The sequence below is a fragment of the Paenibacillus sp. FSL L8-0641 genome, assembly GCF_038006265.1.
Classification (GTDB): domain Bacteria; phylum Bacillota; class Bacilli; order Paenibacillales; family Paenibacillaceae; genus Paenibacillus; species Paenibacillus polymyxa_D.
In genome coordinates this window covers 636,720-650,192 of record NZ_JBBOUW010000001.1, presented here as the reverse complement: position 1 = coordinate 650,192, position 13,473 = coordinate 636,720, and the positions used below count along the sequence as shown (strand labels likewise).

Here is a 13,473-nt window from a genome sequence, read left to right as displayed (position 1 = left end):
CACCAAAAAGGCACTTAGAAGAATCTTTATGTAGCAGGCATCAACTAAGCTCATATGGTGTAAAGCTTGATAAGATCCAACAATATAGCAGCAGGTTCTACAGAAATCATATATTAATTTTAGATATGAAGTACATGGCATGGTGCTCACTATTTATGTTATAATGCTTGATAATTTACATAAGGAGATTTTACCGTGATAGAGTATTTGCCACGTAGTAAACAGCACTCTGAATTGTATCTAACTCAGTTTGGTATAGAGAAATGCATACCCAGTCACTTTTTTGGACCTGCGATAAGAGATCACTATTTGCTCCATTATGTTTTGGACGGAGAGGGTACCTTCGAGGTTGGCGGGTTCAGTTATCGCTTGCGGAAAGGACAGTGGTTTCTAATCTGCCCCCAAGTCATCACTTATTATCAAGCCGATGTGGTGAATCCTTGGTCTTATTGCTGGTTTGGTTTTAACGGGGTACTGGCAGAAACACTCCTCAAGCAAGCAGGCCTAACGATGACGCGTCCAATCCTCAACTTTGAAGGAGACCATTTGATTTATCAGTATTTGCAGCTCATGAACGAATCAAGTGGATGCCATAAAGCTCGGGAAACCAGACTGACCGGTCTGCTATGCCTAATGTTATCGGAGCTTATAGAGTTCGGTCCGGTAACACCTCCTGAACAAAAGGAAAGCCGGGCGGAAATTTACGTGGAAAAAGTGAAGGATTTTATCGAAATGAATTATGCTCAGAAGATTACCATTGAGCACATTGCAAATTTTATCGGACTCAATCGGAGCTATTTATGTTCGTTATTCAAACAACAAGTGAACACAAGCATTCAGGATTATTTGGTTCGCTATAGGATCAACAAAGCATGTGAAATGATGGGAAACGCTGAACTTTCGATCGGTGATATTTCCCGTTCAGTCGGCTATAACGATCCTTTACTCTTCTCGAAAATTTTTAAAAAGATAAAGGGATTCTCCCCCAAACACTATCGAATCGAAACCCATGCTCAAACTCAAGCCGACTACTAACAAAAGAGGTCAACCCGAAAAACTGGCTGACCTCATAAGTTTATTTTGTTGTAGTTTGTCCTTCCAAATAAGAAACCGGCTCTTTAACTTCTACTTTGGTACCGCCAAATTCATCTTTAATGAATTTTTGAGTATCCTCGTTATGATAGAGATCCGCTAACTTTTGCAGCCCTTTGTTATTTGCCTTATCAGATGAAGTCACCAGAACGTTAATATTATTTTTGGTTGCCTGACTGATTTCCTCATGGAACAAGGAATCTTTCAGTACATTCAGGCCCCCTTCTAAAGCAATCGTATTCCCAATCAGCACCAAGCCTACATCTTGAATCACTCGTGGGCCTGTTTTGTCATCAATGAGTTCAAATTTCAGGTTTTTAGGATTGCTAGTAATATCATTGACTGTACCCAAGGCATCATTAAAGTCAGCCTTAAGCTTGATCAAACCGGAGGCTTCCAATAACTTCAAACCTCTTGCCGTATTGGCCGGGTTATCTGCCAAAGCTACCAGAGCCCCGTCAGTCACTTCATCGATGCTTTTGAATTTTTGCGAATAAATCCCCATCGGCTCCAGATAGGTTGTGGCTATCGCCTTCAAATCGGCTTTGCTCTCTTTGTTATAGCTAACCAGGTACGCCCATGATTGGAATGCATTCACGTCTACTTCGCCTTCTTTGGTTGCATTGTTCGTTTCGATTCCACCGTTAATTTCTTTCACTTCAATGTCCAGCTTGGCATCCTTGGCGGCCTGGGACTGGGCAATATGCTTCCATATCTGGGCGTCAGAGCCCATGGATCCGATGACTACTTTTTGCGTTTCCGAACCGGAAGCGGCGCCGGAGCCATTGCTGTCCGAACTTTTAGTACCACATCCTGCGGCAATTAATAATAAACTAATCCCTAATAGTAAAACGAACGATTTTCTCATGTTGTTTTCCCCCAGATCATGCTAGTATGCTAGTGCATCGTCATTCCACCTGTAACATTAATCGCTTGTCCTGTCATGTATGCAGAGAGCGGACTTGCCAGAAACAGCACTACATTGGCAACATCCTCCACCTCGGCCGTTCTCCCCAAAGGGACCTGTGAACAATCTTCTTCGTATATTTCTTGAGCGGTCATTCCGCGAATGACGCCTCCTTCAATCCGTTCACGATGCTTCATCGGCGTTTCTACAATGCCAGGGCAGACCGCATTTACCAAAATATTTTGCCGGGCAAGCTCAATGGCCATCACCTTGGTCAAGCCGAGAACCGCATGTTTGGAAGCACAATATCCGCCCATCGCCCGATATCCATTTTTTCCAGCCTGCGAAGCCATTTGAATAATTCGTCCTGCTTTACGAGCAGCCACCATTTCTTTGGCAAAACGTTTGGACGTTACATATAATCCGGTTGAATTGATCGAAAATACTTTCTCCCAATCAGCCAACTCACTATCAATGACATAATCCATCGTAGAAGTACCCGCGCAGTTCACCAATATATCAGGAACTCCCGCTTCGCTGATTAGTAAATCGCACCATCTTTCGATATCATCCGGTTTGGATATGTCCAATTGAGTTTCAACCAACTGTGGATTGACCACTCTATACGGCTCTTCATAAGAGATATCAGCAGAAATCACTTTAGCTCCGCTTTGAATGAAAAGCTCTACAATTCCCTTGCCTATGCCTGACTTACCGCCTGTCACTACCGCTGTCTGATGAGATAGGTCAATCGAAATCATAGATTTTACAATACTCTTTCGAAAGGATCGCGGCTAATGCCTGCTTCCAATACAATTTTCACATATTCCTGCGCAGAGAAAAGGGAGTGGTCCTTGTAGTTCCCACATTCCAAAGCAGTAACAGCCGGGACCTCTGTCGTTTCCAGAATTCTTTTCAAGGTTTTTTCCAAAGCGAGTGCAATTTCCTCAGGCTCATGTTCATTCCATAAAATCAAGTAGAACCCCGTTCTGCATCCCATAGGAGAGATATCAATAATTCCTTTGATTTCATCTCTCAGATACGTGGCTAATAAGTGCTCCAGCGTATGTACAGCTGCTGTCGGAAGTGCATCTTCATTGGGTTGCAAAAATCTCAAGTCATACTTTTGTACTGTGCTTCCTTTTTCGTCATGCTCTACTCCCGCTGCTCTTACATAAGGAGCCTTTACAATCGTGTGATCTAATTGAAAACTTTCTACTTTTGCCATTTTTCTTTTCCTCTTTTCTGTAATTTATATTTTTAATCTAATGATGGATACTCTACATTTGTGATTTTTTTCAAAGAATTAAATGCTCAAAATCAGCATTTTTGTAATTATACATCGGATTACTCGGTTTTACCACTATAATTCTTGTCGTATTTCTTTTTTTCTTTGTCCGTCTCTCCTTTGCCTGTAGGTTTTGACATAGTGTACAATGTATACGATAATGCATTTTTACGAAAAAGATCGAGGACATCATAAGCCTCATTTAGGAGAATGCTCTGTGAATGAACCGGATTGGAAGCACCTGAATGCTGTCCCATTACCCCTGCAGGAATTTCAGCTACAGCTGGATCAAAACAGTGTTGACGCCAAGCAACTAGAGGAGTGGAGAAAGATTCCCGTCCTTTATCAGCTGGCTCTGGAAGAATTAAAGAATAAAATTAAGCTGATCCAGACGGAATGGAAGCTGTTAGACGGTTTTAGCCCGATTGAACATATTAAAACCCGAATCAAAGAGCCCCACAGCATCGTGGAAAAGGTTCGGCGCAAAGGGCATGAAGTGACCTTGGACAATATATTGCGTGAAATTCATGATATCGCGGGGATGCGTGTGGTATGCGCCTTTGTGAAAGATATTTATCGTCTGATGGATCATCTACACACTCGGGAAGACATTCGTATTCTGGAGGTCAAGGACTATATAGCCCATCCTAAGCCCAACGGCTATCAGAGCCTGCATGTCATTGTGGAAATTCCACTGATCCTGTTTGAGGGCACACGTTGGATCAAGGTTGAAATTCAATTGCGTACATTGGCTATGGATTTCTGGGCCAGTATGGAGCATATTTTGTATTATAAGTTCGATAAGAAAGTGCCTGAACATGTCGTTAATGGATTGACCGAAGCCGCACGTGCAACCTACGAGCTGGATCAGAAAATGCTGAAGTTGCGCGGCGAAATTTTATCGCTTAGCGAGGAACAGGATGCGGAAGAAACCCCGGAGAAACCATCCGAAGAGTCGTCCATGAAGACACTCTCCCTCCCCGCAGATCACGCCACTTCACGGCCACAAACCTGCTAAGTTTTTGTGTGTAAGATAACTTAAGAATTCCGTCGAGGCTGCAAAAACGTTGGTTCAGTCTTACGCTGAATTCTGTAATGTACAAAAAAAGAGCCATCAAAACCACGTTCATCATGGTTTTGATGGCTCTTTTACACATTTTTTCGATCAAATATTACTGTTTCTCACGGATTTCTGTGCTGATTTTCTCAACGATGTCCGCAATGCTGAGTGATCCCAGATCGCCTTCGCCGCGTTTACGAACCGCTACAGTACCGGTTGTTTTTTCATTTTCCCCGATAACGAACATATATGGAACCTTCTCTAGTTGCGCCTCGCGGATTTTATAACCAAGCTTCTCATTGCGAGTATCCACTTCTACGCGCAGACCCGCTTTCAGCAACGCATCCTGTATCTCATTAGCAGTCTCGATATAGTTCTCGGATACTGGCAACAGCTTCGCATGAACAGGAGCCAACCATAATGGGAATGCACCTGTAAAATGCTCAGTCAGGATGCCCATGAAGCGGTCAATTGAACCGTAGATGGCACGGTGAATAACGACTGGGCGGTGCTTTTGGTTGTCCTCGCCCACATAAGTGAGGTCGAATTTTTCAGGCATTTGGAAGTCCAATTGGATCGTTCCGCACTGCCAGCTGCGTTTGAGCGCATCGAGAATGTGGAAGTCAATTTTTGGACCGTAAAATGCTCCATCTCCCGCATTAATACGGTAGTTGATGCCCAGGTGATCCAGCACGTTTTGCAGAGCTTGTTCCGCTTGATCCCACAGTGCTGGCTCGCCCATAAAGTCATCTGGACGTGTGGACAATTCCACTGTGAAGTCAAAGCCAAACACACTATACATTTCGTTAATCAGCTTAATTACGTCTGAAATCTCTTGTTCAATCTGACCTGGTGTGACAAAAATATGCGCATCATCCTGACAGAATGTACGAACACGCATCATACCGTTCAACGCACCGGACAGCTCATGGCGATGCACTTGTCCAAATTCGGCTATACGAATTGGCAGATCGCGATAAGAATGAAGCTCATTTTTAAACACAAGCATATGCCCTGGGCAGTTCATCGGTTTCAGAGCAAATGTAGTTTCATCCACTTCGGAGAAGTACATGTTTTCCTTGTAATGCTCATAGTGTCCCGATTGTTCCCACAGCCGGTTGTTCATCATCAGCGGTGTACGTACTTCCTCATAGCCATGCAGACGTTGAATGTCACGGGAGTAATCTTCCAATGCAGTGCGGACAACCATACCTTTAGGCAGGTAGAACGGCATACCCGGTGCTTCTTCGGAGAACATGAACAGTTCCAACTCTTTACCCAACTTGCGATGGTCACGTTTTTTTGCTTCCTCCAGCAAATGCAGGTGCTCATCCAGTTGTGCTTTTTTCGGGAATGCTGTTCCGTAGATACGTTGCAGCATCTTGTTGTTGGAATCGCCTCTCCAGTATGCACCCGCTACACTCAACAGTTTAAAAGCTTTGATGCGGCCAGTAGATGGCAAATGCGGGCCACGACACAGGTCAAAAAATTCGCCTTGGTCATAAATTGTAATTTCCGCTTCTTCCGGCAAATCACGAATCAGTTCCAGCTTCAGTGGGTCTTCCAACTCTCCAAAAATACGAGTGGCTTCCTCACGGCTGACCACACGACGTGTAATCGGCAGATTTTCCTGTGCGATCTTCGTCATTTCCTTCTCAATCTTGGCCAAGTCGTCAACGGACAAGGGGTTTTCGATATCAATGTCATAGTAGAAGCCGCTGTCGATGACCGGACCGATACCCAGCTTCACATTTTTCTCACCGTAAATGCGTTTGAGCGCCTGTGCCAGCAAATGCGCTGTACTGTGGCGATAAATTTCCAGACCGTCTGCACCGTCCAGCGTAATGATTTCAAGGTCAACGTTCTGGTCCAAAACGGTGTTCAGGTCTACAGCCTTCCCATTCACTTTACCTGCTACGGCGTTCTTTTTCAGCCCGGAGCTGATCGAACCCGCCACATCGGCGATCGTTACGCCCTGCTCGTACTCGCGTACGGCTCCATCCGGCAATTTCACTTGAATACTCACGATTAAAGCCTCCATTCAAATTGTGTGCTATATCAAAAATTGAACGCAAAAAAACGCCTCTCTCCCTCAAGGGACGAGTGCGTTCAGCTCGTGGTTCCACCCTAGTTCGGCCCGCTCCTGTGCGTACATTCATGTTCATCGGAACATGCTCATGCACACATGCGTGACCCTCCATTGGTATCCGTTAACGGGGATAAAGCGGTAGGCGCTTACTGATGTCACTGCCAGATTGCACAGCTACATGTTCAACGTCACGGCTACAAAGGGGTAACTTCACATGCGGTTGCCGGAAAAGCTCTCAGCCTCGTCTTTTCTCTCTGAACGGCCCTTCAAGGAAATCATGTCTTTGGTCAATGCCTTGAATATCACTATATGCTACAGCATTATAGATCAAATTCGCAGATATTTCAAGTGGGCGTTTATGTATCCATATTTACACAGCTCTGAAAACACTATAATATACACTTATCTAGACGACACCGTACAGAAAGGGAGAAGGAGAGATGCCTAGAATTATTGTCACAGAAGAACAATGGATTCGGAAAGGAATCGAACGTTTTGAACAGGGTGGAATTGATCAACTCGTAGTTGAAAAAATGGCCGTTTCTTTGGGGTGCAGTAAGAGCAGTTTTTATTGGTATTTTAACAATCGCAGCAGCTACATTAGACAGATTGTGGAGACATGGAAGGAACAGACGACACAACAGGTGATTGCAGCGTCCATCATCCATGCTGCTGCAGATGAGCGGATCAAAGAGTTGTTAACCCAGATGTTCGGGAAGACGAAACGAGGAGATTTTCTGTTTTATCTGCGAAAACTGTCATTGAAGGATGATAGTTACCGTTCCTTGCTCGATGAAGTTGAACAGATGAGAATGGAGTTTATGAAAGAGCTTTTAATACAGAAGGGAATGCAGGCAGAGAAAGCCTTTCAGAGATCATGGATGTTGTACCATTACTACTTAGGCTGGTATGAGCGTCACAAGCAAGAGACATTAAGTGACGAAGCCATTCAACAGCATATTCACATGATTTGGACAGAGTGGATTTCGAATGAACCCAATTAAGGAGGATGTGGGATGTTGGAATTACTTACATGGGCAGTTGGCGGAATTCTATGGGTACTGAGCGGCATGCATTTATATTGGGTATTCGGCGGACAAAAAGGCGCTAAGGCAGCGATCCCAAGCACGGGAACGGATTTACTCTTTAAACCCTCCAAAATAGGGACATCGACCGTTGCCATTTTACTAGCTTTAGCCGCTTGGTTCGTCCTAGAACTAGGTGGAGTTACACAATTCCTGTTTTTCAGGTCCTTTCATTCCTACGGTGCAGGCTTGTTGTCGTGCGTATTTATTTTACGTTCTATAGGAGATTTCAAATGGGTAGGGTTCTGCAAGAGAAAGAAAGGAACCGTTTTTGCAAAATGGGACAGTGTGCTCTATTCGCCCCTTTGCTTTCTCTTGGGAACAGCCATTTTAATCATTATGTTTTTGCGTACGGCATAACTTAAAGCTGACCTCTATCAGGTGGTTTGTTTCTTTCGCACGTCTCCACTCGTTTCTTTCTCAGTGAAAAAGTACAGCAAAGCCAGCACAGGCAGGACGACTCCAATCAGAGCACTGAAATTCCAACCTCCTAACGCATACGACCAACCACCTAATGATGATCCAATCGCTCCGCCTATGAAAAAAATAGACATAAATAATCCATTCAAACGCCCTCTCGCTTCACTTCCCAAGGAGTAAATCACACGCTGTCCAAGTACAAGATTTCCCGATACAGCCATATCCAGTGTAATCGCGGAAATAAAGAGAAGTACGAGTGCAACCGTCGAATGACTTTGAAAAAGATAGATGAGCAAAAAAGACAAGGCTGCAATGATCATAGCTAACCCGGTTAATACTTTACTCCAGCCTTTATCCGCCAATCTCCCGGCAATCGGAGCAGCTACTGCACCACCTACGCCTACTAAAGCAAACAATGCAATCCCTTGTTGGGACATTCCGAAATCATCCGCCAAACGTAGAGGAACAACAGTCCAAAATAGGCTGAATGCACCAAATAGGCAGGCTTGATAGAGGGCACGGCGACGCAATGCAGGCGTTTGTTTTAGAAGAGTACCTAACGAGAAAATCAATTTACTGTAAGATACCGTAGGCACAGGCTTGCGTTCTGGAAGAGCTCGCGAGAGCAGAATCGTCAACAGCGTCAAGACAATGGCTGACAAAATAAATACGGCTTGCCACCCCCAGATGCTGGTGATAAAGCTTGCTACTGGCCGTGCGAACATAATGCCTAGCAAGAGTCCGCTCATGACATTCCCAACAACGCGGCCGCGTTGCTCTTCGGATGCTAAATAGGTGGCGTACGGCACCAGTATTTGGGCTACCACAGATCCAATTCCAATGAACAAGGATGCGGTCAGGAACAACGGGGCATTGGTAGCAAAAGCGGCAACAACCAATGCACAGACTGTAATGATTAGCGATACGACCATGAGCCGTCGATTTTCGATAATGTCGCTGAGCGGTACGATAAATAGCAATCCCACCACATAGCCGATTTGAGTCAAGGTGACAATGAAGCCCGCGGCTGTAGAAGAAAGGCCCATAGCAATATGAATAGGTCCTACAAGGGTTTGAGCATAGTACAGGTTGGCAACAATAAGGCCGCATGCGGCTGCTAACAAAAACATCATCCAATTTGAGATACGGTTACTTTCTAAGGCTTGTTGTTCTCTTTGCATGATAACCCTCCTCATTAATTTAAATACTAAACGTATAGTTCATTAATTCGATAGTTAAATAATATACTGAACGTTTCGTTTTGTAAATAGGCAAAATCAACTTTTTATTTTTATATGGTATTTGATATACTGAACGTATAGTTTATTTTTTTGTGGTTACTTATATCTATTAAGAAGGTGAGCATTCCAGTGCAGAGCAAAAGAGGACGTCCACGTAATGTCGAGACGCATAAATCTATCCTTAACGCTTCCTATGATTTACTGTTGGAGCAAGGCTTTGGGGCGGTTACGGTAGAAAAAATTGCTGAACGAGCGAAAGTTAGCAAAGCCACCATTTATAAATGGTGGCCTAACAAAGCTGCCGTAGTGATGGATGGTTTCCTGTCAGCCACCATAGCAAGATTGCCCGTGCCCGACACGGGCTCTGTATTAGATGATATTCTCATTCATGCCACAAATTTAGTGCGGTTCTTAATAAGTCGAGAGGGTAAAATCATTACGGAGTTAATAGGCGAAGGGCAACTTGATTCAGGATTGTCAGAGGCATACCGGACCCGATATTTCCACCCTCGGCGACTTGAGGCCAGGCTTCTTATTGAGCGCGGAATGGAGCGCGGAGAATTGAAGGAAGATCTCGATATTGAATTATGTATCGATCTCATTTATGGGCCCGTTTTTTATCGATTGTTGGTAACCGGTTATCCATTAGACGACTCCTATGTACGACAATTAGTCATGAATGCGTTCAAAGGAATTGGCTTGGACTGAATGACGTGGCATCAAGCAGCCCTCACAGAGTATCCTCTGTGAGGGCTGCTTTTTCTTTTACCTGCCACGATCCTCTGGCTAGTTCCTGATTTGTTTATTCGTCAGGGTCTATACTAATTTTTTGCAGCAGGTCGATCAGAAGGTCCTCTTCCTCTTCGGATAGATTGTGGACAAGGCTGACATTGGACTCGTCCAATATTCCTTGTAGGACAGGGGAAAATTCTAGCGCCTTGGCTGTAGGAGACAAAAGATGGGAACGGCGGTCATTTGGGTCTGTTTTCCGTTCAATATAGCCTGATTCCTCCAATTGTTTCACAGAGCGCGCCGTGGTTGCCTTGTCAAATTTAAGTTCATTCGTCAACTGCTCTTGTGTAATGCCCGGCCGCTGCAAAATGAGCTTTAAAAAGCTGTGTTGTCCTCCACTGCCGATTCCGTAAGGAGTCAGTTTTTTGGACAATATTTTTTGATTACGACGGTACAGGTGGGAAATTAGCTTTCCAATCGGTTGTTTTTTTCTCATCAAATACACCTCATTGGCTTAAAAATGACACATCCCCAGTTGGGACCAAAGCAAAGTTTACAATAATATTGTTGCACACGCAACTAATTTGCTGTACACTAGAACCGTTCATTTAGTTGCGCGTGCAACTAAATGAAAATTGTCAACGATAACGAGGTGTAATGATGAGTTCAACTGCTACAACGGCTACAACCTATCAAGAGAATATCGAAGTCCAGAAGAAACGTTGGCTGATTTTAATTGTTTTGAATCTGTTTACATTTATGTCCACATTGGATGGAAGCATCGTCAATATCGCTCTTCCTGTGTTGTCTCGCACATTACATTTACCCGTAGCACAGATTGAATGGGTGACAACCGCCTATTTAATGGCGATATGTATCGCTATTTTATTTTTTGGCAAGCTTGGAGATATCGTCGGTAAAATCAAAATATTTAAAATCGGCACAATCGTATTCATTCTTGGCTCCCTATTGTGCGGTCTTAGCTCTTCGCTCTCTATGCTGCTGATTTCCCGCATTATTCAGGCGATGGGGGCGTCCATGACCATGGCAAACAGCCAGGGGATTGTGACAGATGTCTTCCCCTCCAAGGAACGGGGCAAAGCACTTGGCCTCATTGGAACCTTCGTTTCTCTAGGTAGTATCGCCGGGCCAAGCTTGGGCGGTATTATTGTCTCCTCGCTCGGCTGGCAGTACATTTTCTGGGTCAATGTACCGATAGGATTGGTCGCTGTCTTTCTTGGCTGGAAGCTTCTGCCGAAGGATTTGATCAAGGTGAAAGATAAAATTGACGTTCCCGGTAGCTTGGTATTTGCTATTTTTATTCTCACTTTGTTCGTCGGATTGTTGCTGGGACAACAGGTCGGGTATGGCGACAAACGTATCGTTGCTTCGCTGGTGATGGCTGTAGTTGCTTTTGCCATGTTTATTCGATTGGAACTTCGTCGTCCACAGCCACTGCTACAGCTCGCGCTATTCAAAAATCCGTTATTTTCGCTCAGTATTTTGTGTGCTTTTCTGGTGTTCGTCGCTAACTTTTGCTTTAACATCATTTCACCTTTTTATGCGCAGAATATGCTGAACTTGTCGCCTTTTCATGCCGGGTTCCTGCTGATGTTGTTCCCCATCTCTATGGTTATTGTGGCCCCACTCAGCGGTGCGCTTTCCGATAAAATCGGGTCTGAACTGCTCACATTCGCCGGGCTGGTCGTTATGGTCATTGCCCAGATTGGATTGGCCCAACTGCATGCAGGCAGCTCCATCCCGCTCGTGGGTCTGTGGATTGCCATGCTGGGCATTGGCAGTGGTTTATTCCAATCGCCGAACAACTCGCTGATTATGTCCACGGTACCCCGCACACAGCTCGGCTCAGCCGGTAGCGTCAATTCGCTGGTTCGCAACGTCGGTATGGTTGTGGGGATCACCTTGGCCACATCAATCCTCTTTTATATTATGAGTAAAGAGGCTGGTTATCGGGTCACCGGCTTGGTCCCGGGTCATCCAGAAATTTTTCTGGCAGGCATGCATGTAGTCTTTATGACGTCTGCGTCCATCTGTCTTGTGGCGGCATTGTTAACAGGCTGGCGGCTGATCGGGGCTAGACGGGTAAGAACGCAGCAAGAAAAGGGATAAAGAGTAACATTTACAATTTTAAAAATGGGATACAAGGGTGGAGCTCACATGAAACATTACTATGCATGCGGAACAAAATTGATGGTAAAGGAGTGTGAAGGCGAAGGCCCTATAAGCGTTGCGATGCGAAAATGATGAAAAAGATGTCTTTACAGGTAATTGAATTGCTAAACCGCAAGATGGCTGCTCTTTCCAAGGAACCCTCTTGCGGGTCCCTACACTTCTACTAAACGTCCATTCTCTTTCCATGATTGCAATATTTTCTCAAGTACCCACTGGTTTTTGTAGCCGTCCTCGAATAAGGGGGCACGATCCACAGACTCTCCCCTTGCCAGCTCAACAAAATCTTCATAGGCCGTATGATTATAGATTGCAGGGACAGTCCAAGTCTCGTATTCGGCATCCGGGTGTTCTAGGTCACGCAGCACAATGCGGATACTTTCCGGATTACTGAGGCTGGCGTGCAGCGTACCCAGTTCTCCATAGATATCGACTTCGATATCGTGCCGTATGCCGATGGCATTTTTATGTGTGATAAAGGTTCCCACGGTATTGTCGCCTACGATGCCATGAAAGGCAGCGAGATCTTCCACATCCACTTTTACAGGCAGGCCCGTGATCGGATCGAGCCGCTCGGGTGTAATGGTATGTAGCAGCGCTGCGACACTTTTAAATTCACCCACCAAAAAACGGGCCAGATCAATGATATGTGAGGCTGTATCCCCCACTACTCCAGAACCAGCCTTGGCTAAATTGTGACGCCAAGTATACGGATGCTGACGATACGGCGCAAATGCATCCATTAGATAACGAAATTGAATGTTATAGATTTTACCCAGCTTTTGCTCATCCAGCAGTTGCTTGGTATATTGGAAGGCCGCGCCGTAGCGATGCTTATAGTGAACCAGCAAAGGCACCGGATTCGCTGTATATAGCTTTTTCAACCGATCCGCTTCCTCCCATGTGAGAGTCAATGGTTTTTCTGCCAGTACAGCTTTGTGTTTTTCCAGCGCAATACGAATAATGTCAAAATGCACATCATTGGGTGTCAGCGACAGAATCGCATCTACTTCTGGGTCACGGATTAATGCTTCATAATGGGCGTACCGCTTGGAAGCAGGCAGTTGCAATTGTTCTCCGATGGCTTGAAGGCGATGGGGATTCACATCACTAACGGCCACAATAGATACCCCCGAGATGGTGTGGAGTGATCTCATGTGATATTCAGCGATAAGACCCAGGCCAATGATACCCATCCGAATTTGTTTGGTTGGGAAGGTGGTGGTACTCATATGTTCAGAACTCCCTTCTCTTCAATTTGGTTTGAACTCTGTAGCAAATTCCTTTTGCTATGCAGTATCACCCGTTGCTTTGTAGAATAGTCCCCACAGGAAGTGATCGTTGCAACCCTTAATTCAACAGTCCGATG

General features: G+C 44.9%; 13 protein-coding genes. 6 read left to right on the top strand and 7 right to left on the bottom strand.

The genetic code is table 11. From position 1 onward, the window contains the following. The first annotated feature begins 195 nt into the window (after positions 1–195). Positions 196–1,035 (top strand): AraC family transcriptional regulator, encoded by an 840-nt coding sequence (locus MKY16_RS02885; RefSeq protein WP_165148101.1) that lies wholly within the window; start codon positions 196–198, stop codon positions 1,033–1,035. Between the two features lie 40 nt (positions 1,036–1,075). On the opposite strand, the gene MKY16_RS02880 is transcribed toward MKY16_RS02885, so the two are convergent. From MKY16_RS02880 to MKY16_RS02870, 3 genes are read right to left on the bottom strand one after another with little or no spacing between them, the layout of a single operon-like run. Further along, on the bottom strand, positions 1,076–1,960 hold the full coding sequence (locus MKY16_RS02880; RefSeq protein ID WP_029515965.1) for a MetQ/NlpA family ABC transporter substrate-binding protein: 885 nt from the start codon (positions 1,958–1,960) through the stop codon (positions 1,076–1,078). A 29-nt stretch (positions 1,961–1,989) separates the two neighbouring features. Beyond that, entirely contained in the window at positions 1,990–2,760 is a 771-nt protein-coding gene (locus MKY16_RS02875) for an SDR family NAD(P)-dependent oxidoreductase (protein WP_029515966.1), read from the bottom strand. Between the two features lie 5 nt (positions 2,761–2,765). Continuing rightward, positions 2,766–3,227: an S-ribosylhomocysteine lyase gene (locus MKY16_RS02870; protein WP_029515967.1), complete on the bottom strand. Its 462-nt coding sequence runs from the start codon at positions 3,225–3,227 to the stop codon at positions 2,766–2,768. 277 nt (positions 3,228–3,504) lie between these two features. On the opposite strand from MKY16_RS02870, the gene MKY16_RS02865 reads away from it, so the two are divergent. Continuing rightward, positions 3,505–4,305: a GTP pyrophosphokinase gene (locus MKY16_RS02865; RefSeq protein ID WP_029515968.1), complete on the top strand. Its 801-nt coding sequence runs from the start codon at positions 3,505–3,507 to the stop codon at positions 4,303–4,305. Between the two features lie 154 nt (positions 4,306–4,459). Here MKY16_RS02865 and thrS read toward each other — a convergent pair whose 3' ends face one another. Then, positions 4,460–6,373, bottom strand: a complete 1,914-nt coding sequence (gene thrS / locus MKY16_RS02860) for a threonine--tRNA ligase (RefSeq protein ID WP_029515969.1) — start codon at positions 6,371–6,373, stop codon at positions 4,460–4,462. A gap of 503 nt (positions 6,374–6,876) precedes the next feature. Here thrS and MKY16_RS02855 point away from each other — a divergent pair. Then, complete coding sequence (locus MKY16_RS02855) at positions 6,877–7,440, top strand: TetR/AcrR family transcriptional regulator (protein WP_165148092.1); 564 nt, start codon at positions 6,877–6,879, stop codon at positions 7,438–7,440. Positions 7,441–7,452: 12 nt separating this feature from the next. After that, positions 7,453–7,881: a DUF3995 domain-containing protein gene (locus MKY16_RS02850; RefSeq protein ID WP_029515972.1), complete on the top strand. Its 429-nt coding sequence runs from the start codon at positions 7,453–7,455 to the stop codon at positions 7,879–7,881. 17 nt (positions 7,882–7,898) lie between these two features. On the opposite strand, the gene MKY16_RS02845 is transcribed toward MKY16_RS02850, so the two are convergent. Further along, on the bottom strand, positions 7,899–9,122 hold the full coding sequence (locus MKY16_RS02845) for an MFS transporter (RefSeq protein ID WP_029515973.1): 1,224 nt from the start codon (positions 9,120–9,122) through the stop codon (positions 7,899–7,901). A gap of 189 nt (positions 9,123–9,311) precedes the next feature. Here MKY16_RS02845 and MKY16_RS02840 point away from each other — a divergent pair, with 189 nt between their 5' ends. Beyond that, positions 9,312–9,890, top strand: a complete 579-nt coding sequence (locus MKY16_RS02840) for a TetR/AcrR family transcriptional regulator (protein ID WP_029515974.1) — start codon at positions 9,312–9,314, stop codon at positions 9,888–9,890. A gap of 94 nt (positions 9,891–9,984) precedes the next feature. On the opposite strand, the gene MKY16_RS02835 is transcribed toward MKY16_RS02840, so the two are convergent. Next, complete coding sequence (locus MKY16_RS02835) at positions 9,985–10,410, bottom strand: MarR family winged helix-turn-helix transcriptional regulator (protein ID WP_029515975.1); 426 nt, start codon at positions 10,408–10,410, stop codon at positions 9,985–9,987. A gap of 164 nt (positions 10,411–10,574) precedes the next feature. On the opposite strand from MKY16_RS02835, the gene MKY16_RS02830 reads away from it, so the two are divergent. Continuing rightward, positions 10,575–12,044 carry an MFS transporter gene (locus MKY16_RS02830; RefSeq protein ID WP_340954027.1) on the top strand — a complete coding sequence of 490 codons (1,470 nt, stop codon included), beginning with the start codon at positions 10,575–10,577 and terminating at the stop codon, positions 12,042–12,044. A 215-nt stretch (positions 12,045–12,259) separates the two neighbouring features. On the opposite strand, the gene MKY16_RS02825 is transcribed toward MKY16_RS02830, so the two are convergent. Further along, the gene (locus tag MKY16_RS02825; protein ID WP_340954026.1) at positions 12,260–13,336 is read right to left on the bottom strand and encodes a Gfo/Idh/MocA family protein; all 1,077 of its coding nucleotides are present in this window, start codon (positions 13,334–13,336) and stop codon (positions 12,260–12,262) included. Positions 13,337–13,473: the final 137 nt, after the last annotated feature.

Excerpts from the sequence above, each read along its gene's own strand:
- MKY16_RS02855 (WP_165148092.1), top strand. The coding sequence starts at position 6,877 with ATGCCTAGAATTATTGTCACAGAAGAACAATGGATTCGGAAAGGAATC.
- MKY16_RS02870 (WP_029515967.1), bottom strand. The coding sequence starts at position 3,227 with ATGGCAAAAGTAGAAAGTTTTCAATTAGATCACACGATTGTAAAGGCT.
- MKY16_RS02830 (WP_340954027.1), top strand. The coding sequence starts at position 10,575 with ATGAGTTCAACTGCTACAACGGCTACAACCTATCAAGAGAATATCGAA.
- MKY16_RS02825 (WP_340954026.1), bottom strand. The coding sequence starts at position 13,336 with ATGAGTACCACCACCTTCCCAACCAAACAAATTCGGATGGGTATCATT.
- MKY16_RS02835 (WP_029515975.1), bottom strand. The coding sequence starts at position 10,410 with ATGAGAAAAAAACAACCGATTGGAAAGCTAATTTCCCACCTGTACCGT.
- MKY16_RS02845 (WP_029515973.1), bottom strand. The coding sequence starts at position 9,122 with ATGCAAAGAGAACAACAAGCCTTAGAAAGTAACCGTATCTCAAATTGG.
- MKY16_RS02875 (WP_029515966.1), bottom strand. The coding sequence starts at position 2,760 with ATGATTTCGATTGACCTATCTCATCAGACAGCGGTAGTGACAGGCGGT.
- MKY16_RS02880 (WP_029515965.1), bottom strand. The coding sequence starts at position 1,960 with ATGAGAAAATCGTTCGTTTTACTATTAGGGATTAGTTTATTATTAATT.
- MKY16_RS02850 (WP_029515972.1), top strand. The coding sequence starts at position 7,453 with ATGTTGGAATTACTTACATGGGCAGTTGGCGGAATTCTATGGGTACTG.